Origin of the sequence: Mesotoga sp. Brook.08.105.5.1 (assembly GCF_002752635.1) — a bacterium.
Classification (GTDB): domain Bacteria; phylum Thermotogota; class Thermotogae; order Petrotogales; family Kosmotogaceae; genus Mesotoga.
In genome coordinates, this window is record NZ_AYTW01000012.1 from 1 (window position 1) to 24947 (window position 24947).

Below are 24947 nucleotides of genomic sequence, written 5' to 3' on the forward strand. Positions count from 1 at the left end.
GACTTATCCCGGGATAGTTCCACCCCCCGGTTTAGATGACACTAAAGGTCGTTACGACACGTTCACGGTGGTTCACTTGTATTCGTCTCCTCTGGTACTCACCTGACGGGATCACTGTCCCGCCTTTTCCCGTAACGTTCACTACCATGGCTCTTTACCACAGCAGCTTACGGTGGTTTGAAGCCTCCACCTGCATGGCGGCTTCGAGGGGCCCTCCCTCATCTTCGATTAAGCATGGCTTGAAGTTACCTTCTTCGCCTTCTTGGCACACTGGAACTTGCAACTGACGGACTTCTCGGAGAACGGTGGACCGTTGACGGTTGACCTGAGAGGCTTCCTGCGCAGCAGCATCACTTCCCGACGAAGTCGGCCTCGCCTCCTGCCGAAGGCAGCAATGCGTCCCCGGATGCTTTCCTGGGCATTGCGACCCGGCGTGATCTTCGCTAGCCTTGCGTCAACAGACTGGCTTTTCTCTCGCCTTCTCGTGAGCGCAGCGAACGTCTCGACAATGCTCTTTCACGATGAATGGCTTGCTCACCCTCAAATAGACAGCACATGTTGCAGACTATTTATATAAAAGACAATGAAGTGTAGCATTGAAGGTTTAATATTTTACCGACCGGTAAGTAAACATCTATTGGGGGTGTTATTCATGGGTATTGTAGAAAGCATGAAAGCTTCTATGCTGAGACAGGCAGGGAAGTATGTGGGTTCAGTTGTCAGAAATTCTTCGACTGAAAATATTGGAAGGCTTTTTGGTACTGTCGCCACTTTGACAAAGGAACCGACGAAGAGCGGTCTGAAGAAACTCACTCAGATGGCCAAGGAAGAGCATCCGATGATCGTTTCCTGGCAGAATGTCTTCAAGAGATCCAGTCCTAAGGCCGTCGAAAAGGCTATGACAAATCTCGTTGTAAATGAGTTCGCATTAGGCGAGAAGATTAGACAGGAGAAGATGCTGGAGCACGAGGTTGTTATTCCTAAGCTTCTAGTAATAAGTCCAACTTACGCTTGTAATCTCAACTGTGTCGGCTGTTATGCCGGTCTTTACGGAAGAAAGTATCAGCTCTCCAAGGAAGAGGTCAGTTCGATCATCCGGCAGGCAAACGAGCTTGGGATTTACTTCTTTATCATCACCGGAGGCGAACCATTCGTCTGGCCGCATCTTCTAGAGATTTTCGAGGAGTTCAACGACTCGTATTTCCAGGTCTACACAAATGGAACGCTCATAACGAAGGAAGTCGCGAAGAAGCTTGGCGAACTTGGCAATGCGACCTTTGCCGTATCAGTGGAAGGTTTCGAAGGCGAAACTGACTGGAGACGCGGACGAGGTACCTTCAACAAGATCAAGCAAGCATGGGAAATCCTGCGAGAAGCAGGAGTAATCTACGGTACTTCTGTCACAGCGACAAGACTCAACCACGAAGTTATGATGAAGGACGAGTTCTGGCAGTTCCTGAAGGACGAGGGCGTTTCTTATGCCTGGGTATTCCAGTTCATGCCAGTCGGTATGAATCCTTCTATGGACCTTGTCCCTACGCCGGAACAGAGATATGAGAGATTCTTCAAGACCGAGCAAGAGAGGCTCGGTGGAGACTTCGCATTCGTTGCAGACTTCTGGAATCACGGATTCCTTACGAATGGCTGTCTTGCCGCCGGCGCAAAGTATCTTCACGTAAATGCAAAGGGTTACGTTGAACCTTGTGTCTTCCAGCAGTTTGCGGTTGACAGTATAAGAGAAAAGAGTCTTCTGGAGATTTTGAAGTCTCCATTCTTCACTGCATACAAGAGAATGGTGCCTTACAGCAATAATCTCTTCAGACCCTGTCCGATTATTGACAATCCGAAAGTCCTCAGAGCCATGGTGAACAAGTTCAATGCGATCCCACAGCACGATGGAAGTGAAAACGTTGTCACAGAGCTTGCCGGACAGTTGGATGAGCTTGCAGCCGGTTGGAAGGAATACGCCGACAAACTCTACTATGAGGAAGGCTTTGCCGAGACCCATCCGGCCCACAGAGGGGTTTACGATTTTGATGTTAGAATGAGAAAGTACGCTAACAACGAAGAGAAGCTTGCTATAGACAAAAAACCTTGAGGGGACGGTGGATCCGGTGCGAGCGAATTTGTCTTCTAGAGAGAGGATTATAAAAGCCGCCCGGAAGGCCTTTGCGGAAAGAGGTCACGACGGCGTAAGCATGTCTGAGATTGCCCAGATGGCAAGTGTGAAGAAGGCCCTGATCTACTACTACTTTCCCAGTAAAGAGGACCTGTTTTACGAAGTCTGGCAGTACTCGATCAACGAACTTGAAGATCATGTCTTTTCGGAAACAAGAAATGAGAGTATCTACGTTTCGAAGCTGAAGAGAATTCTGAGATCGTATATTGATTTCATCACAAGCAAGAATGAGATCAAGAAGATCATGGATCAGGAGAGGGCAAACCTCAGCCGAGAAGATAATGAATCCTGGAAAAGAGTGAGAGATAGGTACCAGATCTTGAAGGAAAAACTGTCTTCGGCAATAAACGATGCCAAGACCGCACATGAGATTTCCAAAGACGTAGATCCCGATAGCGCAGCAGACCTCATATTGAATGGTTTCAGTGTAACGGAAGACCCTAACGGGCTAGAAAGCATACGAGAGATAATCTGGAGGGGCTTGGTTAGCAACTCCGGTGAATGAACCCGACAAAAAATGAGAGGGACAGAATCCCTCTCATTTTTTCATCCCCCTTTTTTTGAAGTCAAGAACCTCTCTAAACTTTGAATATCTCTCCTCAAACTTTTTTCCAGAGATCTTAAGAAACTGAAGATAAAGCATGTCTACAATCATCAGCTGAACGATCCGAGTGACCAATCCGCCTTCTGGAAATACCAGTTTGGAATAGTAGCTTTCCAGGTTCACTTTGGAGTAACCACTGAGCATGGATCTAGCAGGCGTTATAGTGATCACTGATACACCGGACTTCTGCGAAAATCTCAGCGCATCAATAAGATCTGCGGAAGTCCCTGCACTCGAAATGGCAACTATTACCGAGTCACTTTCCAGCGTGTACGCAGAAATCATCTGCTCGTAGCCATTCTCAATCAACTTAACTCTCTTCCCGCTCTGAAGCATCTTGAGATAGAGATCATGACCGGCAAGCGCATCGAAACCAAAGGCGTAAATATCAACTATCTGCGCTTCCGCTAATAGTCGCGCCGCAGCTTCAACATCGTCCTCGTTCAGGCGCGAATATGCTTCGCGAATCGTCGATGACACGAGTTGATCATATGCCTCAAGATCCTCGATCATTACGGAGGATTTCTCTCTTTGAACAAGTAAGTTGAGCTCGCTTGCGATCGCCAGTCTCAGTTGCGTATAACCGGAGAATCCGAGCTTCTTCGCCGCCTTGATTATCATTGAGGGAGCTACCTCCAGTCTTCTCGCCAGATCTTGAACGGGAAGGTCAAGAGCCTCCTCCGGATGACTTATTACGAAAGAGGCAATCCTCTCTTCGGTTTCTGTGAGATGATGAAGCGCTTCATTGTATGATTGAAGAAGGCTACTCATTCTTCGGTGAAGGAGCCTCGCTGTCTTTGAGTACTTCAAACCATTTCGCAAGCTCCGCGCGAATCTCAGCAGGAACATTGGATAGAAAATAAGGATCGTCGTGTGTATAATCAATCATTCCTTCTGCAATGCCGACCCTCTCGGAACTCCCGAATAGCAGCTCCCCCGCCTTGGCCTTCGCAATAGTCTTGCTAACAAGGCGGTCGATATGCTTCAGAAAGCTTGCAAGTATTACCTTCGGGTTCAATGGTATAAGGTTGGAGTCAACGGTGATCACGTATCTACCCCTAACCGACGCCTCTTCAATGACTCCAACACCACTGCCGCCCGCTATTGAAAGAATTATGTCTGCTCCTGCATCAAACTGCTTAGCTGCAAGTTCTCTTCCTCTTGATGGGTCGGACCAGCTGCCTACAACACCAAAAAGAACCTTAGCCGAGGGATTCACCGTTGCGACACCAAGTTCAAAATAGGGTCTCATTATGTTCGTCATGGCAGGATAGGTGTCTCCTGCTATCAATCCCACAACGTTCTCTTCGTTCGCACCCGGCAAATCGCTTGATGTAACAAGTCCAGCGAAGATACCGGCAAGAAAGGTCATCTCGCTATCTCTGAAGGCTGCAGAGTAAGTGTTTGGTAGTGGCTCCTCAATGATTCCGTCCAGTAACGCAAATTTCTGATTCGGAAACATCTGGGCTACTCGCATAACACTTGCCGGCATTCCTTCGGTAAAAGTCATAAGAAGATCGTACTTGCCGAGAGCTGCGAGGCTGACCAACATCGATTCCCATTTTGATTGATTGTAACCGCCTTCGACAATCTTGATCTCGATCTCGTCGGAAGCCATTCCGAGGGCGCCTTTCTGAACGAGCTCATATATGGCGTTCCCGCCAATCTCGCCCGTGATCAAGATCCCAACACTGAATTTCGATGCGGCTAGTGCCGCGCTAATCAGAAGAAGCAACAACAAGAATATTCTTCTCATAATCTCACGCTCCATTTTTCCCACTCAATACGATTATAGTCGTGGTGAATGGAATTCTCAAGAGTGTGAATAATATTCTTGAATCGAATTACATAGTGGAAGATGAACTTGGAGTAGGCTTCTTCATTACGAAACCTTCATACTGGTTTATATTCTGATCCAGGAGTCTGACCACTTCAGAGGAATCAACAAGCCAATGAAGCGAGAAGTCCTCTACGAGCTCAGCGACTTGAACTCTTATTTCGTCCAGATCCTGGCCTGCCATATAAGAATGGTAAGCATATGACCACACGTGAGGAGTTCTTGGACTGGACGATCTTATCTTGCCGAGATCCTCCGCAGCGAGAGCAGAGTAGACCTCTGAATACTGTCCGGGGCTGTCAACTTGCCAGCCAACTTCGCTCCAACTGAAGAAACGCTTGAAGACCGACAACTCGGTAGCTTCATGAGCCTTAACCATGTGATCATCGATGACCACAAGCTCAGCAACTCCATCACCGTCGAGGTCGACAACATTGTCTACCTTCATAGGGTCAACTGCAACTGCGAGAGAGTACACTTTGGAGTCGATGACAGTAATGTAGAAAGCTCCTAGCGGAGTAGAATAATCACCCGTCAGAAACCTGAATATCGTGGTCTTTTCACCATGGTAGGGAACATCGTTGACAATAACCGGTGTCATTATTGTCTTCCCCGCAAGAGTTCCCACTACGATCCCTTCCTTGTAGAACGTAACCACATCTGGGATACCCATAACAGGATCGCCAGACTGGAATTCGAACGTGATTCTTCCCGGAAGGAGCCCATCGTAACATTTCTCGTATACCCATAATGCAGTACTGTCGAGAGTCTCCGTATTCAGTGAAGTCGCGCTTGCTGTAACAATGGCCGTAGGCAACTCAGTAATAGCGTCTGTGCTTACCGGAACCGAAGGGATTGGGATAGAAGGTGCAAGTTCTTCTGCAGGGTCCTCGTCAAAGAAACCATCAAGATTGAATAAGTCATCAAAAGAATCCATGGCAAGAATCTCCCTCGCCAGATCTTCGAAATAGGTAGTTACTGTAGCATCAGAAGAGTCTGTAGAATCGCTGCTCCCCGCCAGACTAGTAATCGTTATAAGGACGAACAACACAAAAAATAAATAGCGAAAAAATGGCATTCTCATACTGACAAATCACCCACATCGCAATTATACGCTATTTTCGGAAACACGAGGCCAGCGGTTTGAAGAGAAGGCCTGAGGGAGCAGAATTTCTTGATTAGAGTGCGTGAAGCTGTATCGGCTAGTCACTATGGATCATAGCTCATTGAAAATCCGTGGCCACGTTGTATAATTGGTTGTTCCACAAAGGAGGTGGTGTACATGGTAGATAACTTTAATGATTTCTTTAACCCCACGGGCTCTTACACCGCGCTTCTTTTGGAATTCACCAGCTGACAGGCTAGTTTCTTCCGATTATTCGACCACGGTGGTAAAAGAACCCGTGGTTTTTTGCTTTTTTTGTTCAAATTACTAGACTAATCGGAGGTAAATGATTACTGGTGAAGTAACTAACGTTCAGAAAGGAATAATAGAAGTGCTCTCTGATACAGGGGATTACTTTCGGTGTCTTCTAGGGGGTAAGCTACTGAGAAAAGAGAGGACCGAGAAGAATGAAGTCACCGTCGGAGACAAGGTCGTTTTCGGAACTCTTCAGAGAGAGCGAGGTGTCATTACAGAGGTTCTTCCAAGAAAAAAGTGTCTCGTGCGAAGAGGTGCAGGAAAAAGAGGGAGTCACTTGGATCAGGTGATCGCGGCCAACGTGGATCAGGTCTTCATGTTGTAGCAGTAAAGGATCCTCCTTACCGCAAGAGCTTGATCGAAAGATACATCACTGCGGCGAGAGGACCCGATCTAGATGTCATGATCGTCTTCAACAAAGCCGACCTTGGTATTGAAAAAGAGGCAGCCGATGATATTCAGAACTATCGCGAATTGGGTTATCAGGTCTTTCTCACGAGCACTTTGACCGGGCAAGGCCTGGAAGAAGTGAAGGAGAGCCTCAAATACAAATCCTCCGTACTCGCTGGCAGTTCCGGTGTCGGAAAGTCTTCCCTAGTAAACGCGATTTGCAGGAGCAATGTGAAGACCGCTGAGGTAAGTGATTCTACCCATAAGGGAAAACACACGACAACCTCATATCAAGTAAACCTTCTTCAAGATGGCGGAAAATTGATCGATGTTCCCGAAATGAGAGAGTTTGCAATCAGTGGAACGGAAGGGCTTGACGAAGTCTTTGAGGATATCGCCGAACTCTTTGCCAAGTGCAGGTTCAGAGACTGCATTCACACTGTCGAGCCAGGATGTGCCGTTCGGGAGGCTGTGACAAACGGAATTCTTGATGAGAAAAGACTGCGAAACTACTCGAAGATGAAGAAGGAATCGTGTGGCTCTTGATTCCGAACTAAATGGAGGAGTACAGATAGTTGTTGAATAAAGCCTAGTTATTCAAGTGATCGGGCCATAATTGCTTTTTAGCAATAGGTTCTAACGCTTGCTCCTTTTGCTCACTGCTAAATTGGCAGGCCCTGCTTGAAAAAGGCAAAGATTGAGTAAAGACATCTCAAGTCCTTCCCGGAACTCCGTTTCTTACAAGCGCATAGTGAATTGAGAATGCGGTGGTACGGCTGGCATTCTTTTCGTTTTTTCCCTTGTTTAGTCTGAAGTTCCCAAACTGAACAAGCAAGAAATAGCTATCTGAAATGATTTCAGAGAAATGAAGTGGTTATTTCTGTCTACGTTTTCTGAGTTGTTTCAGTCCGACGAGTTCAAGCGCTTTCCTCTGTACCTCGTTAGGAGTTGTTATTATCGTGAATGAAGGCATCTGCGGTACCGCAGGTACGATAGCATCGTTACAGACAATCGTACTCATTTCAGATAGAAGAGTCTGAAAGCTGTGTACCGGTGTCCCGTCACTCAGCTTCTTCTTCCTCTTCTTCTCAAGAGCACTCTCGGATCTTGTAGCTTGTAGTACATGTTCTCTATCGGCATATTCGTCAGTGAAGATCATGCTCTTCCATGACTCTCTCAAATGCCATTCAACATAATATGCGAGCATGCAGAGAAATATGTGAGCCCTTACTCTTTTCTCAAGCCAGTGGTGTATAGGCCTTATCTTCAGATCCACTCCCTTTAGCGTCCTGAATGCCCTCTCAACTCTGGATAGACTCTTGTAACTGTGCACCACTTCTTCTGCAGTCAACTTCTCTTTCTCTACACTGGTACGGATTATATAGAACCCGTCAAGGGAAGCTTCGAGGGTTATACTCTCGTCATTTCTCCTGTAATCGAACTTTCCATCCTCTATCGTGAAGATGAAGTGTTTCGCCATCTTGTACCTGTTCTCTATCCTTCCCAGGGCCTGCCCTATCTTCCCCTCTTCTCTCAACCTTCCCGAAGCGACTCTCCTCAAGAGTTTGTTCAACTTCTCTTCAGTAGCCCTGAGTAAGTCTTCTCTCGTTCTCCTTCTCTCTTCTGCAAGAAAGGGATTCCTGCAGACTATTAACCTCTCTCCAGGATAATCGGGGGAGTCTATCTCAAGAAGGTCTCTCTCGTCAAATAAGCTCAGCTGTAACTTCCCATTCTCGAATAGACTCTTTATTGTAGGCCCTCTGAAGGCACTGATCCAGTCAACCCCACCTAGAGCCTTCAATCCTTCTATCTGTCCTTGCGTTAACATACCTCTGTCTCCAACCACGACGAACCTTCCTACTTTGAACTCTTCCTTTATCTTGTCTACCTGTTCCCCTATCGTCTTGGTGTCACTTGTACATCCCGGATATACCTGTATGGAAATAGGTACACCCTTCGAGTCTGTCATGAGTCCATAGACTATCTGTTTCTTCCCCTTCTTCCTGTCTCTGTTATAACCATAACTCGCAAGCTCACAATGACTCCCTTCATAGTAACTCGAAGAGACATCGTAAAGAACAAGACCGCCTTCACTTAAATGTCTCTGCGCAAGTTTCCTTTCTATCGTCTCTTGCCTTTGTAGCAACCAGTCCAGGGCAACATATAACTCATCTTCATCTGCATCTTCCACAGAGAACTCTTCGGGAATAGTGGTATTATCCCACCAGCGTATTGTGGAAAGCTTCGTCTGAGGGTTTATTATCCTTGCAGCTATCATAGCCTCTACTAGATCGCTTTCTCTACTCCTTCGAGAAGAAAGCAATTCGGAAATACCTAGATCCTCCATTACCTTCCTTATCACCGCAACATTACCATGTGCCCTCGAACGAGTAATCTCTATAGCCTCTTCGGAAGGAAGAAAGACTCTTCCCTGGAGACTCTCTTTGACTAATTCTCTAGTAACTTCCGGCAATTCAGTGAGATTGGCAATGGTTTGCTGTTTCACTTTACCGTCTTCGCGATAACTTCTTCTCAGAAGATAAGTGAAGTATTCTCTGTCCTTGTACTTACTCGCAATCTTAGCTAAATAAAGGCCTTTAGGTTTGCTATTCATAACAGAATGATAGCACAAAGAAAAGAGCAAAGTCAATTACAAATTGACTATTCACTGTCTACACTCTCACTACGTTCATGTGTCTTTTTCCTCTCTGAGAAAGTCTTTCATTCATTCTCTGTCGGGGAACTTCAGTTTAGTGGTCTTCTGATTCCTTCTGTAAAAGTTGAATCTAGTTCACTAGACTAGGATCGGCTTAAAAGAGAAACCCCACACTCTTAAAAGTGTGGGGGCAAACAGTCAACTTCCATAATCGTCTCGCACCGGTGCAATGATCAAATGACGCGATGTATTGCGTTGGTGGAGGCGGCGAGAGTCGAACTCGCGTCCGAAACCAAATTCCTTGCAGGCTCTCCGAGCGCAGCCTGTGATCATCGTCAACAGTCAAGACTTCACAGGCAGAGTCCGACTGTCCAAGCTCCTATATGTCCCCGAGAATTCGGAGCAGATCCACGGGTAAGGTCCGATTTTCTGACGCCCTTCATAGCCCACCAGACCAAAAAGCTATTCGGACGGCTACTTATTAATTAAGCAGCAAGTGCAAATTCGTTATTGGCATTTCTGCTTGTCCGGTTTTTTGACGCGGCTCCGGGACCTCGGCTCGCTCCTTCAAGTTCATTGACCCCGTCGAAACCGTTTCGCCCCCAATGATAAGTATATCATCGGTCCGTTTGGTTGTCAGCGAGACCGTGTTTTTCAAGCTTATAGTATAGACTCCTTATGCTTATCCCGAGTTCGTTTGAGGCCTTTGTTTTATTCCAGCTGCATTTGTCAAGCACAGCCTTTATGACCTCTCTTTCATAGCCATCCATTAGCACGGAGAGTTTTCCCTCCGGGAGTTGACTACGCTTTTCGTGATTTTCAAAGACTCCCTTTATGTGAGTAACCTTTATTACCTTCTCATCCAGCTCCATACTTATCATGGCTCTGCCGATGACATTCTCCAACTCTCTAACATTTCCCGGCCAATCGTGCTTTTTAAAGATAGAGATAACGGCCGGATCGATGGCTGTTACCACTCTTCCATACTCCTGATTTAACCTCATTACAATCAGCCTGGCTACTTCGGGAATGTCTTCGGGGTGTTCCTTCAAGGCGGGGATTACAATAGGGACGACATTCAGGCGATAATAGAGATCGGGGAGAAAGTTGCCTTCCGCAACGAGTTTCTCAAGGCTGACATTTGTCGCCGCAATGACCCTCACATCCAGCTTGACCGTTTCGTTTCCACCAACAGGCTTTATCTCTTTGTCCTGAAGAAACTTCAGGAATTTGGACTGAACCGAAAGACTCATTTTCGCGACTTCATCTAGAAAGACGGTTCCTTTGTCTGCCTCTTGAAGCAGACCTTTCTTACCACCACGGCGGGCACCTGTGAAAGCTCCTTCAACATAGCCAAACAGCTCGGATTCAAGAAGGCTTTCAGGTAATGCGGCACAGTTGACACTTATGAAGCTTGCGTCCTTCCTTTCACTAGAATTATGAATGGCGTGAGCAAAGAGCTCCTTTCCCGTTCCGCTCTGGCCGTTAAGCAAGACCGTCGCCCTTGTTGTCGATACTTTTCGCGCCTGGTCTATTGCTACCTGCATTAGTTTCGAGGACCCCGCTATGTCGTCGAAGGTGTACTTGGCCTTCACGTAACGAAGAAGCCTTCGAGTGTCCTCCAGTTCCCTGGCGAGCCTTTCGATTTCAGATATGTCGTGAATCACGCCAACGCTACCCTGAAATTGTCCCTTAACAAAGAGCGGCGTCACGTTTACTACCACTTCTTTCCTGTTTGGCCCTACCTTGAGTCTTGCATTGTATATTGGTTTTCTCGTCCTGGCTACTTCAAGATGGAGAGATGAACCCTCTGCTATGTCCACGGTGGCCATCTTTCCAACTACATAGTCCGGGCTCATCCCGGTTATCCTGGTGTAAGCTTTGTTGACAAGAACAATCTTTCCCTTTTCATCCGCAACGGAAATCGCGTCATATATTGCATCTATGATCGAGGTAAGAAGCACTTCCATTTCTTTGTGGTTAATTACCTCTTCGGCCATTCTCTCTACATTCGTTATGTCGCGAAAGACGGCCATAGCAGCGTGTACTTCTCCCTTCGCATTAACGATTGGGAATCTCGATGTTACTATGGTCTTCTCTTCAAGATACTGAATTCTGTTCAGTTCTGTTTTTCCGGTCTTCAGCACTATGTGAAGCCTGGTGTTCGGAATAGTCTCCCGTACAGGAGCTCCGACTGCTTCTTCGCCGTCTACACCCAGAATATCGACCGCCTCATCGTTTATGAAAGCAATTGTCTCGTCTGAATCGACGACAATAATCCCCTCGATAAGTGAATTCAGTATCTTCTCGAAAAGCTCTCTTTCCATCACTCGCCCACTTTCGGGTTCACGCCACCTTCGGGATATATGTTCCTGAAGAGCCTTACGAAGTCCTCAACATCCAGTTCTTCAGCCCTAACGTCAAGCCCGATTTTGGAAGCATTTAGAAGGCTCTCGGGAGAATCTACGAGGCCCTTCAGGTTGTTCTTGAGCTTCTTGCGCCTTTGAGAAAAACACTGCCTGACGAAGCCTCTGTAGGCATCTCTTCTTTCTCTTTCAATCGGCGGTTCATCCAAGAGCGAAAGCTCAATGACCATGGAATCGACTTCCGGCTGAGGGATAAACTCCTTTCGCGAAACCTGGAAAAGCTCGCTCACACTTGCAAATGTATTGACGTTCACCGTCAGTATACCGTATTCCTTCGTTCGCGGTGTTGCGATCAGTCTGTCTGCATATTCTTTCTGGACCATTAGCACGGCTTTGACGAAATCCGGCCCTTCAAACATGATTCTTTCTATAATCGGAGAGGTTATGTAGTACGGGATATTGGCGACATAAGCGGCCGGTTCCGGCAGCGACGATAGATCTGCCTTGAGGAAATCCTCGTATCGCAAAGTGCACTTTTCTCCTTCAAGTCTTTTGTTTCCCTCGACAAACCTCGTGTCGATCTCAAAACCGATCACGGTATACCCCAATTCCAGTAAGATTGAAGTGAGCGAGCCTGATCCAACACCAATCTCAACTATGGTCAAAGAAGGATCCAGTGAGGCCGACTCAACGATTCTCCTGGATATCTTTGCAGATTTGAGAAAGTTCTGTCCAAGCGCCCTGTTCAGTCTTATGTTTATCGATCGTTCTCCCATCTCGCCTCCATTTCAGATAGGTTCTGAAGAAAGTGCTCTACCTAAGGAAAAACCCGTCGGAAAGACGGGTGTTTTTCTGGCGGAGAGAGTGGGATTTGAACCCACGGACGAGTTGTGCTCGTCATACGCTCTCCAGGCGTACGCCTTCGACCGCTCGGCCATCTCTCCAACAGTGCAATTATATAGATCATACTTTAAGTTGTCAACGAGATTCTGTGGTAAACTAAACCATAGGTATAGAAATGTTTATATTTGGGGGTGGTTTGATGAAGAAGCTATTCGGAACCGATGGGATAAGGGGTGTTATTAACGAAGAGCTTACGCCCGAACTTGCCATGAAGCTTGGCAACGCAATTGGAAGATACTACCTTGGAAAGTACAACAGGTTTATCATAGCTAAAGATACGAGAAACTCCGGTGACCTTCTAGAAAGCGCAATGGCTGCCGGCGCGGCCTCAGCGGGTATGAACGTTGAATTTGCAGGGGTTATCCCTACTCCCGCGCTAGCATATATCACCAAGAAGGAACAGACGCTAGGCGCAGTTATTTCCGCTTCTCACAACCCCGCTGTATATAATGGAATAAAGGTACTGGCCAAAGGAATGAAGATTTCGGACGAGGACGAGGTTGAGATAGAGAACCTGATTATCGATACCCCGTATCATTACACGGTCTACTCCGGAGTGGGCAAGACGAGGCAAGTAGATCATTACAAAGATGAGTACGTCGATTATGTGGTTAGTCTTTACAAGAATCAAAGACTTCCCAAGGACGGGATAGTTGTTGACGGCGCAAATGGCTCGATTTCTACAGTAATATCTATGGTATACGAAAGCCTAGGTATAGTTGCGGAGTTACGAGGGATCGATCCAAACGGATTGAACATAAACGACCAGTGTGGTTCGCTATTTCCTGAGTTCCTAGGAAAATCGCTCAGTCTGGGGCAGGTAGGTGTTCTATTCGACGGCGATGCCGACAGATGTCTCTTCGTTCTTCCTGGCTCGAAGTTGATTGACGGCGATATGTTGATGGCTCTGAATTCGAGAAAGATGGTCGAACAGGGAAGGCTGAAAGGAAATAGAGTCGTTGCGACGGTCATGTCTAATCTGGGCTTTGAGAAGTATCTCACTTCCAGAGACATCTTGCTGGATAGAACCAGAGTAGGCGACAAGTACGTTCTGGAAAGAATGCTGAAAACCGGAGTCATCCTTGGCGGAGAGCAATCCGGACATATCATCTTCCTAGATAGAAGCACGACGGGGGACGGGCTTATAACTTCTCTCGAAACACTGAATTCTCTTGAAGAACTTGGCGAAACACTTGATGAGTTCGTTCAGTCTTTTCCTGTTTATCCTCAGCTGCTTCGGAACGTCCCTGTTACCGACAAAAAGGCAATCATGGAAAACGCAAGGCTGAAGGACAGGCTTGAAGAACTCAAGACCAGAAACGATTTGCGGATAGTTCTAAGACCTTCGGGAACCGAATCGTACGTAAGAGTAATGGTGGAGGGTATTGAGCAGTTGGAAGTAGAACAAATCTGCCATGAGTTAGAAGAGCTTGTACAGGAGTGTAATGATGGATAGGTATATATATGTTAGAGGCGCCAGGGTACACAATCTGAAGAATGTAAACGTAGCTATCCCCAAGAACTCTTTAACAATCATTACGGGGCTTTCCGGCTCGGGAAAATCCTCGCTGGCTCTTGACACTATCTATGCAGAGGGACAGAGAAGGTATCTTGAATCTCTTTCCACATATGCAAGACAATTTCTTGGGGAGATGAAGAAGCCGGATGTCGAGAGTATCGAAGGCCTTTCTCCGGCTATCGCTATTGAACAGAAGACCGTCAGTCATAACCCCAGATCTACAGTCGGAACGGTTACAGAGATACATGATTATCTCAGGGTGCTTTACGCAAGAGTAGGAGTTCCTCACTGCCCATCGTGCGGGCGCGAGGTTCAGAAGCAAAGTCTCGATGAGATTGTCGAGGGAGTTCTGAAGGATTACGGTGAAGAGGACAGAATAGCCATATATGCTCCCGTAGCAAACGAGAAGAAGGGAGAGTTCAAGAAGGAGCTCGAAGCTCTCAGAAAGAAAGGGTTCGTCAGGGTGGAGATTGACGGTGAGACATATGATCTTGAGGAAGAGTTGAAACTGGACAAGAATAAGAGGCACACGATAAACCTCGTCGTTGATAGACTTAGGGTAGACGCGGAAAACGCCTCAAGACTTGCTGACAGTATTGAAATGGCTCTTCATGAGGGCGATGGCTTTGTGGAAGTAGGCCTGGTTGATTCAGAAGAGAGAAAGGTCTTCAGCGAGAATTTCGCGTGCCCTGACTGCGGTATAAGCTTGCCGGAAATTTCGCCGAAGATCTTTTCGTTCAATAATCCATTCGGTGCCTGTCCAAAGTGTCACGGTTTGGGCTATACGATGGAGTTCTCGAAAGATCTTGTTGTTGATGAAAACCTCACCGTTCTCAAGGGAGCGGTGAAGACGATGTCCAACAACAGGGACAGTTTCAACCTGAAGATGATTGTGAGAGTAATAGAGTCTCTCGGAGACGACCCGGCAAAACCTTTCAAGGATCTACGAGAGGACATCAAGGAAGCCATCCTTTTCGGAACCAGCAGAGACATCTCCATGAAGTATCATTCCGATCGCCTGACATATGAGCTGAAGAGACCGTATGAAGGAGTTATAAACAACCTCAATAGAAGATATCAGGAAACTCAATCTGAAGACATGCGTTACTGGATGGAGAGCAACTTCATGGTACAGCAAGGCTGCACTCAATGTAATGGCCAGCGTTTGAGACCCGAGGCTCTCGCCGTAACTCTAGGAAATCTGAACATTGCCAGTCTATCGGAAATGACAATCCAGGAGATCTACGACTTCATGAGAGAGATCAGATTGACTGATTATCAGCGCGAGATCGTTGGGGAACTCCTCAGAGAGATAGAGAAGCGGCTCAAATTCCTTGTTGATGTGGGGCTTGATTACATCACGCTATCTAGATACGCTATGACGCTTTCCGGCGGCGAATCGCAAAGAATCAGACTCGCGACTCAAATAGGCTCCGGGCTTACCGGCGTAACCTATGTTCTTGATGAGCCGACAATCGGCTTGCACTCTAGAGACAACGACAGGCTTATAAAGACTCTGAAGAATCTCAGAGATCTAGGAAACACTGTTATAGTTGTGGAGCACGATGAAGAAGTCATAAGGAGTTCTGACTATATTGTGGACGTAGGGCCTGGAGCGGGCGTTCATGGGGGAGAGATAGTCTACCAGGGGACCACCCAGGCGTTGCTCGGCAATCCGCCTGATCGTTCTCTCACCGGCAAGTATCTTAATGGCGAGCTTTCCGTTCCCAGATTCGAAGTGCCCGTTAACGCAAACGGAAAGCATCTTACCGTCAAACACGCCACAAAAAACAATCTCAAGGGCATCGATGTTTCATTCCCATTAGGCAAGTTCATAACGGTAACCGGTGTTTCAGGGAGCGGCAAAAGCTCTCTGGTAATGGATACCGTTTATCCATCACTTAAGAGTGTTCTTGGAGGATCGAACTCTACCGGTGAGAAGCTAGCGGAACTAGAGGGATGGGAAGAAGTTGACAATGTCATTGTCATAGATCAGAACCCCATCGGAAGAACTCCAAGATCGAACCCCGCAACTTATTCCGGGCTTTTCGATCATGTTAGGGATCTCTTTGCAAAGACTCAAGAGTCAAGAGCGAGAGGCTACAGCAAGGGACGTTTTTCCTTCAATGTGAAAGGCGGGCGATGCGAAGCCTGTCAGGGCCACGGGTTGTTGAAAATCGAAATGCAATTCCTCCCCGATGTCTATGTCGAGTGCGATGTATGTAAGGGAAGAAGATACAACAAGGAGACATTGGAGATACGCTACAGAGGGAAGACGATATCTGATGTTCTTAACATGACCGTAGAGGAAGCCTCTGATTTCTTCGAGCGAATCCCAATGTTGAACAGAATTCTCTCACTTCTGAATGATGTAGGTCTGGGATATGTACGCCTCGGACAACCGGCCACTACCCTTTCCGGAGGAGAGGCACAGAGGATTAAGCTCGCCTCTGAGTTGAAGAAGAAATCCACCGGCAAGACCTTCTACATCCTTGATGAACCTACTACCGGATTGCACTTCGATGACGTTGCCAAGCTTGTTCGAGTACTGAAGCGACTCGTCGAAATGGGCAATACAGTGGTAGTTGTTGAGCACAACATTGACGTGGTGAAGAATGCAGATCACATAATAGATCTCGGACCTGAAGGCGGGGCGCACGGCGGAGAAATAGTGGTTTGCGGGACGCCAGAAGAGGTTGCGGAATATAGACAGAGTCACACCGGTTACTATCTCAAGAAGCAGCTCTCGCAGCTTGAAACGTTTTGATACTGAGCCGAAGAACATCGGTGGACGCAAGGCTGCCTTCGGCAGGAGGCGGGACCGACTGCGTCGGGAAGTGAGGCTCGCTGGCGCGAGGAAGTGATGCCCGGAGAAACGTCCGGGGAAGTGATGCCGCTTTCAGCGGGAGGATTCAGAAGCTTCGCGGGGAAGCTTTTGTTGGGTTCAACGTTGTCTTTACAGCGATCAGCGGGTTCATGTTCTTAAGCGTACAGCGGCTCTTCCAGCGATCAGCGGGTTCTCCGCTCTTAAGCGCACAGCGGCTCTCTCAAGAGTACAGCGAAAAGCGGCTCTTAGATTCGAGATCCCGTGCAAAGGCATCACGGGATGACAGTCTTGGGTTATTCGGAATACACCTCATCCCGTCATCTGACATGCTTTTGGTCAGAATCTCGATTCACGCGGAAAAGGGACATAAGGAACCTGTCAGTCTCTACTTTGCTTCTTGGCTTTTCACAGCGCACAGCGGCTCTTAGCCCGCGAAGCGGAACTGGCCTCACCGAAGGTGACTTGCTTTTCTTTCGTCTTCTCGTGAGCGTAGCAAACGTCTCGACAATGCTCTTTCTCGATTGATCTTATCAGAGGACGGATCCGTGCTCTTGGACGGTCAACGGAGGCCTGTTCTCATGTGGTACGGGGTTAGTCGTCGGTGATTATTCCAACTCTTCTGAAAGGAATCGCAGACAATAGACTCCATACAATAAGATAAGGCATAATTGAATAGGGTTAGATGACCAGTCTTGTAGACGTGTCGTGGCCCCTGCTGACAATTGATCCTGAACAGTATGGCCAAGCATTGCCTGGAGGTTGAGCGTTGGAGATAACGGTTGCTGAAGGAAGCGGCATCGAGCTCCTGTTGTTTTTATTCAGAGTGAATAATCATGAGAAAATGGCCCATAACGATGGTGAGTCATACGAACAGCTTTCGGAGTTGGTCTTCAATGCGCGACTTTCGATCTCTCGCAAATCTCTTGAGTGGCTCGGAAAGTTCTTCAGCTGGGAGGGGTTCCTGGGTCTCAGGATAGTCCCTTACCTGTTTATGGATGGTTCGCCCTCTCCTTCAGATCTTGTCGCGATTATCAGAAAGACTTCGCCCGAAAGACTCCTTTCTATGTTTCTTTGCGATGATTTTGAGAGTCCTGGAGAGCCCACAGATGTTTTCGTGAAATCTCTCGAGGAAGATGAAAGACGTGCTCTTGGGTACGTTTCTTCTATCTCTAATCTTCCTTCCTCAGATAGATACGAAGCGTTGGAGATGCTTCAACACCAGGCTGAAACTGCTGGGTCTTTCATCGAATTGCTTGAATATGCCAGGAGCAAGCTGGATTCTTTTCGGGGATTTGAGGAAATCATCCATAGTTCAGCAAATCTCGTCAATGAGAACCTGAATAGTCTCGGAAGCAGCTTCATTCCATTTCTACTGGGTATCGAAACCAAGTCGTTGTCAGTAGAAAAAATCAGGCTCTACATCTCGGCGTCGCTCGGAGGTTCGGTGATTACAATCGATGTTCCCGAAAGGAATGCGATTATCTCACTTGCAGGCGTCGACAGAATAAGCAGGAGGAGTCTTCTGTTTGAGACGGGAAGCGGTGCCAGTCTGGCCGGTGCCATGGCTGAACGGAAATCGCTCGATCTTCTTCATCTTCTTCTGCAGTCAAGACAAAGTGTCTCCAGTATTCTTGAATTATGCGACCTTCATCCCCATGAGGCGATCGATATCCTTGCGGCACTTTCTAGGCAGGGATTGGTAATTCCCGAGATTCAAGATAAGAACCTTGTCTTCCGGACAGAAGAAGGAATCGTGGACGACGCTCTTGAAGAAATTCGGAGCCAGATAATCGGAAAAGCGGGCGAGTAACGCCCGCTACAAAAGTGTCTTTGCTAGAAATTCAGAGGAAACTGAAAAGAGTTCTTCTATCCAATCAATTCTCTGATACTTGTGATTCGCTCCCTCAACCGTATGGAGCTTCAATCCTCTGTCAAAGGCATACTTCTTGACAGGAAGATATGGTACTGATTCATCGTCGGATCCGTGAACTATGAGAAGATCTCCGTCATAGCTTTTCAATTCTTCCGAAGCGTCGACACTACGACCGTCGTCGAAGAAGATAGATCCGAGTTTCAATCCGAGTACGTCCTTATAATCTTCGGCAGACTCGAAAGTGTAATCTTTGCGGTTGAAGAACTCCTGGTTCATTATGACGGGAGACCAGAGAAGAAGGGCTTTTATTTCAGGGTGCCTGCCAGCAAACAGTGAGCCGACCATCCCACCTAAGCTGTAGCCTACGACACCCAGTCTGTCCGAACACCATTCCCGTGACCGGACGAATGAGTAGACCTCTTCCGCATCCCTCAGCTCTGTGAGCGGTGACATCTCGCTGAATTCTCCTTCGCTATCTCCTGAGCCCCTGAAGTCGAATCTTACGGTAGCTATCCCCTTCTCGACCAATCTCCTCGATAATCGAGGGAATTTGAACGTTGACACGATGTGTTCGCCTGTAAATCCGTGAAACATAAGGACCGTAGGAAAGCTTTTCCCTGTTGCTGGGCACTCTACAATTCCGAATATCCTTTTTCCCTTCTCGCCGAGTGTGAAACTCTCCAAAATAGACAAATCAATCCCTCACTTCATCTCAGACCCAGTTTGAACTCGATGTACCCTTTTGTTCCTTCATCTATTGAGGCCTTTCCAGTCGCCTCGTCCCAAGTAAGTATTACGACTCCGCCGCCGTTCTCGATTTCCAGATTTCCTGTACTCGTTCCAGAAACTGACCTGCCGCCATTTTCAAGTTCAACCACCCATGGCAGTTTCTCGAAAAGCAACTTGTAGCTCTCTATAGATGAGTGAGTGATCTCCTTTTTTGCAAGGACAATGACCAGCAATCCTCCGTTTTCCACGTAATCAACAATGAAATCGATCTGTTTCTCTGAGATCTCCATAAAGTCCTTCATGAAAGTATCTGAATCAGGCAAGGGAAGAATCAGCACCTGACCGCTGAAAGTAGTTTTCTCCGTCAACTCCCCAATTACCGGTCTCACTTCACCCCCGAGTTCCAGAAAGAACTGCGTCAAAGGCTTCAATTCAGTCACAAAGTAGTTCTCGTGAGAAGTATCCAGGTGCGTTAAGAAGCTTACGAAATCAACGTTGATTCTGAATGCAAGTTCACCGTCAACGAAGAAGTCTAGGGCCGCTTCTTCCGTTTCAAGAGTCTCAGTTATTTCCGCACAAGTCATAGAAGAGACTTCATAGTCCTTATCCAAAATAGTCTTCTCTCCGCTCTTCACTTCAACGGAAATCAGTTGATCCTCTCGAAGAGAGTTGATGAGGTCGAAGCCGATTTCAAATGGAAGCCCCTTCACCGGCTTTGGACTGATTGTTCTCGCATTCAGAAGATATTTGTTAGTGCTGCTTTGAAACCAAATTGGCGAAGAGACGATTTCATTCCCATCGATTTGGTCGATCTTTACGAAGTACCAGTTGTATGAGAGCGGGTTATCAACGTTCAGTTCTATGATCCACTCATCACCGGAAACGTCAAGTTCAACGACTCCATTGTTGCTGTATACTGCGGCCCTTCTTACAGGTTCCCCGAGATCGCTATACTCAACACGCAGAGTTGCCTTATGAATGTCGTACAGAATGTCGCCCATCTTTGCCCCTTCAGTGACGAATGCTATGTAGGCGTTTCTATCTTCTGTGGCGTAGATGTTTCTTGTCTTGAGAGCTTCGTAAACCTTATCCGTAGTCAACTCATCAATAATGAACGCAGTTCTTGCGTCATTAACAGTAGCCCACTGCTTTTGATGATTGTCTTGATTGGCAGAGGCTCCCACGTGCCAACCCCGATTCAGTGCTCGCTGATATCTCTCGAAATACTCTTCCTTAATCACATTGTTCGAATTGGACCCTGCCCCGTTTCCTACTTCAATAGTGTTTATATAAAGATCAACTTCGGGAAAGTATTCGAAATCGAAGAAATCACCGTAATTCCTTCCAGGGTGGCAGAATTGAGCAGTTGCCTGTCTATCCACTATCCACTGATAAATATCGTAAAGGTCTGTAGTGCTTCTATCAATCCATTCCGACGTGTTGTAGATCGTTATATGACCGCGACTTGTCAACGTCCATTCAAAGCCAGATATGGCGATGAACTCACCTTCCACGGTGTACTTCTTTGCCATCTCAATAATCCTATCCAGCTTCCACGAACCATCTGGCAATTTGTAGTTTAGATCGTGGTCATGGTCGGTTATTGCCTGTATGTCAACAACACCGGAATTTCTTGCGTGTTCGAAGGCTTCTTCTGGAGTACCTTGACCGTCAGAATACGAAGTGTGTGCGTGGATGTTTCCAAAGAAAACTTGACCAAAGATAAGTGTGGCGGCAACGAGGAAAACAATTACCAGAAACTTCTTCATAACATCACCTCTAAAAAAGAGGGCAGCCAACGCTGCCCTCAGCATGTTCACAATGGATCAAAAGTAGTAGTCGTCGAGTACGTACTGAGCTTCTTTATGTAGATTCTTCAGAATTGCATCAACGTCTTTTGTCGGGTTAGACATTGCATCTTCCCAGGCAGAAGTTATCATTGCATGTACTTCTGGATATGGTCCATACCAAGGTCTCCTAACAGCGCTGTCTCTCAGCTGTTGATAAGTGAGAGCAAATCTTGGATCGTCTGTCATGATCTTCTGAATCTCCGGAGACTCGAAGGCAGAGATTCTGCTGGTCATGTAACCCGTGGCCAGTGACCATCTCTTCGTATTCTCAGTAGCAGTGAGGAATTTCAGGAACTCCCAAGCTGCATCCTTCTCTGCCTGAGGTCTTGCGGAGAACATAAAGACATTGGCTCCACCGATCGGAACAACTTCCTTAACCTGACCGGGCATCGTAGTTGCACCAAGATCGAACTTTGCGTTCTGTATAAGATAACCGAGACTACCGGTTGAACGGACTACCATCGCGATTCTTCCAGACAAGTCTAATTCATTTCCGCCGCTAACTCCGAATATGAATATTCCTTCCCTAACTCCCTTCTGGAAGAAATTCCATGCCGCTACTGTCTCCGGAGAGTAAATAAGCATTTCTCTTCCGTCTTCCGAGATGATCTGCCCACCGAACTGCCAGATGTATGCTTCGAGAAGCCAGTCATCGATTCCAAATCTGTAACCGAAGATATTTTCGCCCAACGTCTTTATCTGCTTGGCGGCGGCATAGACTTCGGTCCAGGTCTTTGGAGGATTGTCTGGATCAAGGCCCGCCTGTCTGAAGAGATCCCTGTTGATGTACATCAACGGGGTGCTGCAGTTCAACGGGAACCCAAGCAATCCCTGTTCATAGGTATTTGCCTGGATGAATCTCGGCCAGAAATCGTCGAGTGTTGCAGCAAATTCTGGATCTCTTTCGATGAAGTAATTGAGATCCTGGAATGCACCTCCGTCAACAAACTGACCTATCCTTGCCTGCTCAATCTGTGCAAGATTTGGAACGTCACCAGCTACCATGGCTGCAAGAAGCTTCTGCATGGTATCCTGGTAATTTCCCGTGTAAACGGCCTCAACCTCAATCTCTCCCTTATGCAGTTCATTGAACTCCGCTGCAATATCCAGGAGTGTCTGGGAGTATATGCCCGTCTGGGCATACCACATTGTTACCTTCACCGGTGCAGCGAATCCTATCGCAGCAACGGCTACTACTAGAAGTGCGATTAGAAATGTTCTTTTCACAAAAAAAACCTCCCCTTTCAAAATTTGGGTCACTCTTTCAACCCCGAAATACTGATACCTTCCACAAATTGCTTTTGAACAAAGAAGAACATGACTATAATCGGAATTACAGCCGTCGTGGAGGCCGCCATTCGCAGTGTCCACTGAGTCTCCCAACCGCTAACAAACTGGGAAATACCAACTTGAATCATCTGCTTCTTTGCATCATTAATTACTATCAACGGCCACATATATTCATTCCAGTGTGCAAGAAATGTGTATAAAGCCATAGTATAGAGAGCCGGCTTGGATAACGGCAGTATAATCCTCACAAAAATCTTCATTCTGCTTGCTCCATCTATGATTGCTGCCTCTTCAAGTTCTCTTGGAATACCCATGAAGAATTGACGCAATAGAAATATCCCAAAGGCCGAACTCATAAACGGAACAATGAGCGCCAGGTACTTATCGATGAAACCGAATTGTTTGACTAACACATAAAGTGGAACCATGGTAACTTCAGGTGGTACCATTAGAGTTCCGATCAAGATCATGAAAACGATATTGGCTCCTCTGAACTTTATCCTGGCTAGCCCGTAAGCCGCAAGCGAGTTAAAGATCAACTGGAGGAACATTACAGTAAGAGCTACAAAGAGCGTGTTCCCAATATATCTGGCAAGTGGAATGAGTTCAAAAGCCTTCACAAAATTCCGCAAGTCGAAGATTGTCGGCAGAAAGCTTGGCGGAATCGAAAAAGCAGCATCTTCTGTTTTGAACGAGGTAACAAGCATCCAGAAGAAAGGAAGATTGATGATTACCGCTACAAAAGCGATCGCTGCGTAGACAATTAGCCTTATCGGCAGGGCAGGTTTTCTTCTCATTGATAATGCACCCTCCTTTTGCTCAGCCTAAACTGCAACAGGGTGAGTATGATCATCATAGCAAACATAACAACAGCAATCGCCGATGCGTATCCGAATTTCAGATAACGGAATGCATTCTCATACAGATAATAGGTAATAACCTGTGTGCTCTTCGCCGGTCCTCCGCTCGTCATAACAGAAACGGAGACGAACACCCTGAACGATGCGATGAACTGCATAATGAAAACGAACAGAGTCGTCGGCGATAAAAGAGGGAGCGTGATCCTCCTGAATTTGCTCCACGCAGTAGCTCCGTCTATCTCAGCCGCTTCGTAGTAGCTTCTTGGTATAGTCTGCAACCCGGCGAGGAAGAGAACCATGTTATAACCTATTCGCTTCCAGACACCGACGATTATCAATGCAAGAAGCGAATAATTCGGATCACTTAACCATTTGATGTTCTTTATACCAAAGAAAGACAGGAAATAGTTAATTAACCCGAAATTCGGCTCATACAGCCAACCCCATATTACTGCAGCAGCGGCCATTGAAGTGATAACCGGAATGTAGAAGAGCGTCCTGAAGATTCCTCTTCCCTTTATCCATTCAATATTGAGAAGAGCTGCCAGTAAGAGCCCAATGATAACCGAAGGAATGACCGTACCAAGAATGTAGATGCCTGTTACACTCATGGAGTTCCAGAAGTCGGCCGACGAAAAAAGTCTTTCATAGTTCTGAAATCCTACATACCTCATTGGCCTAATCATGTTCCAGCTAAAGAAAGAGACATAGAAAGCCCACACAAGTGGCAAATAAATGAATATCACCTGAACTACCAACGCTGGTAAGACAGTTGCCCAGCCGGTAAGCGCTTCCCGAGTTCGGCGCCGCAAATACATCACCCCACTGTTCCGAATATGAAAGAAACTGCTGCACGAAACTATGACTAACAAACATCAGGGAAAGATCACTCAAAATAAAAAAAGCCGCAACCTCATAACTGGCACGACTTTCTCATCATCTCTGTCACGCTGGAATAAGTTTAGCATAATAACAAGAGCAAAATCAACTCTTCGATATGCATCACAAATAATCTACTTGAAAAGGGTAACGATGCATCAAAAATGAAACTACTCGAAAGGTAAGGATGAAGGGGATAATCTTCGCGAATGCCAAGTTGAAAGAGGTAGGGGCGAAGATGAAGAGAATAGACATGACTGGATTGATTGAGAAATACTCAGAGAAGTACAGGAAGGCTGGAAAGAAGGAGAAGAGTAGAATCCTTGACGAATTTACTGAATTAACTGAGTACAACCGGAGCTATGCATCACTAAAACTTAGGAGAGGTTATTCTAAGAAGAACAAGAGAAGCAAGTTCACAAAGAGGCGCGGAAGAAAGAAGAAATATGATTTGGAAGTATTGAGAAAACTAGTTGAGATATGGGAGATCCTGGACTTTCCTTGCGGCAAGAGATTCAAAGCGATTATTGAAGAGGCGATAGAGAATCTGATCAAGAATGGTCATTTGTCTTTGAAGGAAGAAGTTAAGCAGAAGCTTTTGGAAATAAGTTCCTCTACAATCGATAGACTTCTTCGAAGTGAAAGGAAGAAGATGGAACTGAAGGGTAGGTCACATACAAAACCCGGTACTCTCTTGAAGAAACACATAAGCGATATGCATCACCTTCCGGTTCTTATACACCCAAATCCTTAAAGAGGTCTATT

At 46.6% G+C, this 24947-nt stretch carries 18 protein-coding genes, 1 tRNA gene, 1 other RNA gene and 1 pseudogene; 8 read left to right on the top strand and 13 right to left on the bottom strand.

The window, feature by feature from the left end:
* Window positions 1-652 precede the first annotated feature (652 nt).
* Together V512_RS05450 and V512_RS05455 are read left to right on the top strand one after the other, a co-directional pair.
* A complete protein-coding gene (locus V512_RS05450) occupies window positions 653-2098 on the top strand; it encodes a radical SAM protein (RefSeq protein WP_099829451.1) in 1446 nt (481 codons plus the stop codon).
* A gap of 16 nt (window positions 2099-2114) precedes the next feature.
* Window positions 2115-2684 (top strand): TetR/AcrR family transcriptional regulator, encoded by a 570-nt coding sequence (locus V512_RS05455; RefSeq protein ID WP_099829547.1) that lies wholly within the window; start codon window positions 2115-2117, stop codon window positions 2682-2684.
* Window positions 2685-2717: 33 nt separating this feature from the next.
* Here the strand turns inward: V512_RS05455 and V512_RS05460 are convergent, their stop codons facing one another.
* The 3 genes from V512_RS05460 to V512_RS05470 all read right to left on the bottom strand — a co-directional run bounded on the left by V512_RS05460 (window position 2718) and on the right by V512_RS05470 (window position 5704).
* Window positions 2718-3554: a MurR/RpiR family transcriptional regulator gene (locus V512_RS05460; protein ID WP_099829452.1), complete on the bottom strand. Its 837-nt coding sequence runs from the start codon at window positions 3552-3554 to the stop codon at window positions 2718-2720.
* Window positions 3547-4539, bottom strand: a complete 993-nt coding sequence (locus V512_RS05465; protein ID WP_099829453.1) for a BMP family ABC transporter substrate-binding protein — start codon at window positions 4537-4539, stop codon at window positions 3547-3549. Before V512_RS05465 ends, V512_RS05460 begins: the two co-directional genes overlap by 8 nt.
* A gap of 88 nt (window positions 4540-4627) precedes the next feature.
* On the bottom strand, window positions 4628-5704 hold the full coding sequence (locus V512_RS05470; protein ID WP_099829454.1) for a hypothetical protein: 1077 nt from the start codon (window positions 5702-5704) through the stop codon (window positions 4628-4630).
* Between the two features lie 367 nt (window positions 5705-6071).
* Here V512_RS05470 and V512_RS14920 point away from each other — a divergent pair, with 367 nt between their 5' ends.
* Window positions 6072-6365 carry a hypothetical protein gene (locus V512_RS14920; protein ID WP_243392268.1) on the top strand — a complete coding sequence of 98 codons (294 nt, stop codon included), beginning with the start codon at window positions 6072-6074 and terminating at the stop codon, window positions 6363-6365.
* A 29-nt stretch (window positions 6366-6394) separates the two neighbouring features.
* Window positions 6395-6976, top strand: a complete 582-nt coding sequence (rsgA, locus tag V512_RS14925; protein ID WP_243392269.1) for a ribosome small subunit-dependent GTPase A — start codon at window positions 6395-6397, stop codon at window positions 6974-6976.
* Window positions 6977-7304: 328 nt separating this feature from the next.
* Here the strand turns inward: rsgA and V512_RS05480 are convergent, their stop codons facing one another.
* From V512_RS05480 to V512_RS05500, 5 genes are all read right to left on the bottom strand, one after another.
* The gene (locus V512_RS05480; RefSeq protein WP_099829548.1) at window positions 7305-9044 is read right to left on the bottom strand and encodes an IS1634 family transposase; all 1740 of its coding nucleotides are present in this window, start codon (window positions 9042-9044) and stop codon (window positions 7305-7307) included.
* Between the two features lie 298 nt (window positions 9045-9342).
* Window positions 9343-9690, bottom strand: a transfer-messenger RNA (tmRNA) gene (gene ssrA / locus V512_RS05485).
* Window positions 9691-9703: 13 nt separating this feature from the next.
* Window positions 9704-11413 carry a sigma-54-dependent Fis family transcriptional regulator gene (locus V512_RS05490; protein ID WP_099829455.1) on the bottom strand — a complete coding sequence of 570 codons (1710 nt, stop codon included), beginning with the start codon at window positions 11411-11413 and terminating at the stop codon, window positions 9704-9706.
* Window positions 11413-12228: a 16S rRNA (adenine(1518)-N(6)/adenine(1519)-N(6))-dimethyltransferase RsmA gene (rsmA, locus tag V512_RS05495; RefSeq protein WP_099829456.1), complete on the bottom strand. Its 816-nt coding sequence runs from the start codon at window positions 12226-12228 to the stop codon at window positions 11413-11415. The genes V512_RS05490 and rsmA overlap by 1 nt, the downstream gene beginning before the upstream one ends.
* A gap of 77 nt (window positions 12229-12305) precedes the next feature.
* A tRNA-Ser gene (locus tag V512_RS05500) sits at window positions 12306-12396 on the bottom strand.
* 98 nt (window positions 12397-12494) lie between these two features.
* Between V512_RS05500 and V512_RS05505 the strand changes: the two genes are divergently transcribed.
* From V512_RS05505 to V512_RS05515, 3 genes are all read left to right on the top strand, one after another.
* Window positions 12495-13811, top strand: a complete 1317-nt coding sequence (locus V512_RS05505; RefSeq protein ID WP_099829457.1) for a phosphoglucosamine mutase — start codon at window positions 12495-12497, stop codon at window positions 13809-13811.
* Window positions 13804-16641, top strand: a complete 2838-nt coding sequence (gene uvrA / locus V512_RS05510; protein WP_099829458.1) for an excinuclease ABC subunit UvrA — start codon at window positions 13804-13806, stop codon at window positions 16639-16641. The genes V512_RS05505 and uvrA overlap by 8 nt, the downstream gene beginning before the upstream one ends.
* 826 nt (window positions 16642-17467) lie before the next feature.
* Complete coding sequence (locus V512_RS05515) at window positions 17468-18511, top strand: hypothetical protein (protein WP_099829459.1); 1044 nt, start codon at window positions 17468-17470, stop codon at window positions 18509-18511.
* Window positions 18512-18517: 6 nt separating this feature from the next.
* On the opposite strand, the gene V512_RS05520 is transcribed toward V512_RS05515, so the two are convergent.
* From V512_RS05520 to V512_RS05540, 5 genes are read right to left on the bottom strand one after another with little or no spacing between them, the layout of a single operon-like run.
* Window positions 18518-19267, bottom strand: coding sequence for an alpha/beta fold hydrolase (locus V512_RS05520; protein ID WP_099829460.1), 750 nt, complete (start codon window positions 19265-19267; stop codon window positions 18518-18520).
* A gap of 14 nt (window positions 19268-19281) precedes the next feature.
* Entirely contained in the window at window positions 19282-21072 is a 1791-nt protein-coding gene (locus V512_RS05525; RefSeq protein ID WP_099829461.1) for a CehA/McbA family metallohydrolase, read from the bottom strand.
* Between the two features lie 57 nt (window positions 21073-21129).
* Window positions 21130-22380 carry an ABC transporter substrate-binding protein gene (locus V512_RS05530; RefSeq protein ID WP_099829462.1) on the bottom strand — a complete coding sequence of 417 codons (1251 nt, stop codon included), beginning with the start codon at window positions 22378-22380 and terminating at the stop codon, window positions 21130-21132.
* A gap of 29 nt (window positions 22381-22409) precedes the next feature.
* A complete protein-coding gene (locus tag V512_RS05535; RefSeq protein WP_099829463.1) occupies window positions 22410-23240 on the bottom strand; it encodes a carbohydrate ABC transporter permease in 831 nt (276 codons plus the stop codon).
* A complete protein-coding gene (locus V512_RS05540) occupies window positions 23237-24049 on the bottom strand; it encodes a sugar ABC transporter permease (protein WP_180979919.1) in 813 nt (270 codons plus the stop codon). Before V512_RS05540 ends, V512_RS05535 begins: the two co-directional genes overlap by 4 nt.
* Window positions 24050-24435: 386 nt before the next feature.
* Between V512_RS05540 and V512_RS05545 the strand changes: the two are divergent.
* Window positions 24436-24891, top strand: a pseudogene (locus V512_RS05545) (ISNCY family transposase); the annotation flags it as partial.
* Window positions 24892-24947 lie beyond the last annotated feature (56 nt).

Coding starts and splice junctions, on each gene's coding strand:
- V512_RS05450 (WP_099829451.1), top strand. CDS start 653: ATGGGTATTGTAGAAAGCATGAAAGCTTCTATGCTGAGACAGGCAGGG.
- V512_RS05460 (WP_099829452.1), bottom strand. CDS start 3,554: ATGAGTAGCCTTCTTCAATCATACAATGAAGCGCTTCATCATCTCACA.
- V512_RS05465 (WP_099829453.1), bottom strand. CDS start 4,539: ATGAGAAGAATATTCTTGTTGTTGCTTCTTCTGATTAGCGCGGCACTA.
- V512_RS05470 (WP_099829454.1), bottom strand. CDS start 5,704: ATGAGAATGCCATTTTTTCGCTATTTATTTTTTGTGTTGTTCGTCCTT.
- V512_RS14920 (WP_243392268.1), top strand. CDS start 6,072: ATGATTACTGGTGAAGTAACTAACGTTCAGAAAGGAATAATAGAAGTG.
- V512_RS05480 (WP_099829548.1), bottom strand. CDS start 9,044: ATGAATAGCAAACCTAAAGGCCTTTATTTAGCTAAGATTGCGAGTAAG.
- V512_RS05490 (WP_099829455.1), bottom strand. CDS start 11,413: ATGGAAAGAGAGCTTTTCGAGAAGATACTGAATTCACTTATCGAGGGG.
- rsmA (WP_099829456.1), bottom strand. CDS start 12,228: ATGGGAGAACGATCGATAAACATAAGACTGAACAGGGCGCTTGGACAG.
- V512_RS05505 (WP_099829457.1), top strand. CDS start 12,495: ATGAAGAAGCTATTCGGAACCGATGGGATAAGGGGTGTTATTAACGAA.
- uvrA (WP_099829458.1), top strand. CDS start 13,804: ATGGATAGGTATATATATGTTAGAGGCGCCAGGGTACACAATCTGAAG.
- V512_RS05525 (WP_099829461.1), bottom strand. CDS start 21,072: ATGAAGAAGTTTCTGGTAATTGTTTTCCTCGTTGCCGCCACACTTATC.
- V512_RS05535 (WP_099829463.1), bottom strand. CDS start 23,240: ATGAGAAGAAAACCTGCCCTGCCGATAAGGCTAATTGTCTACGCAGCG.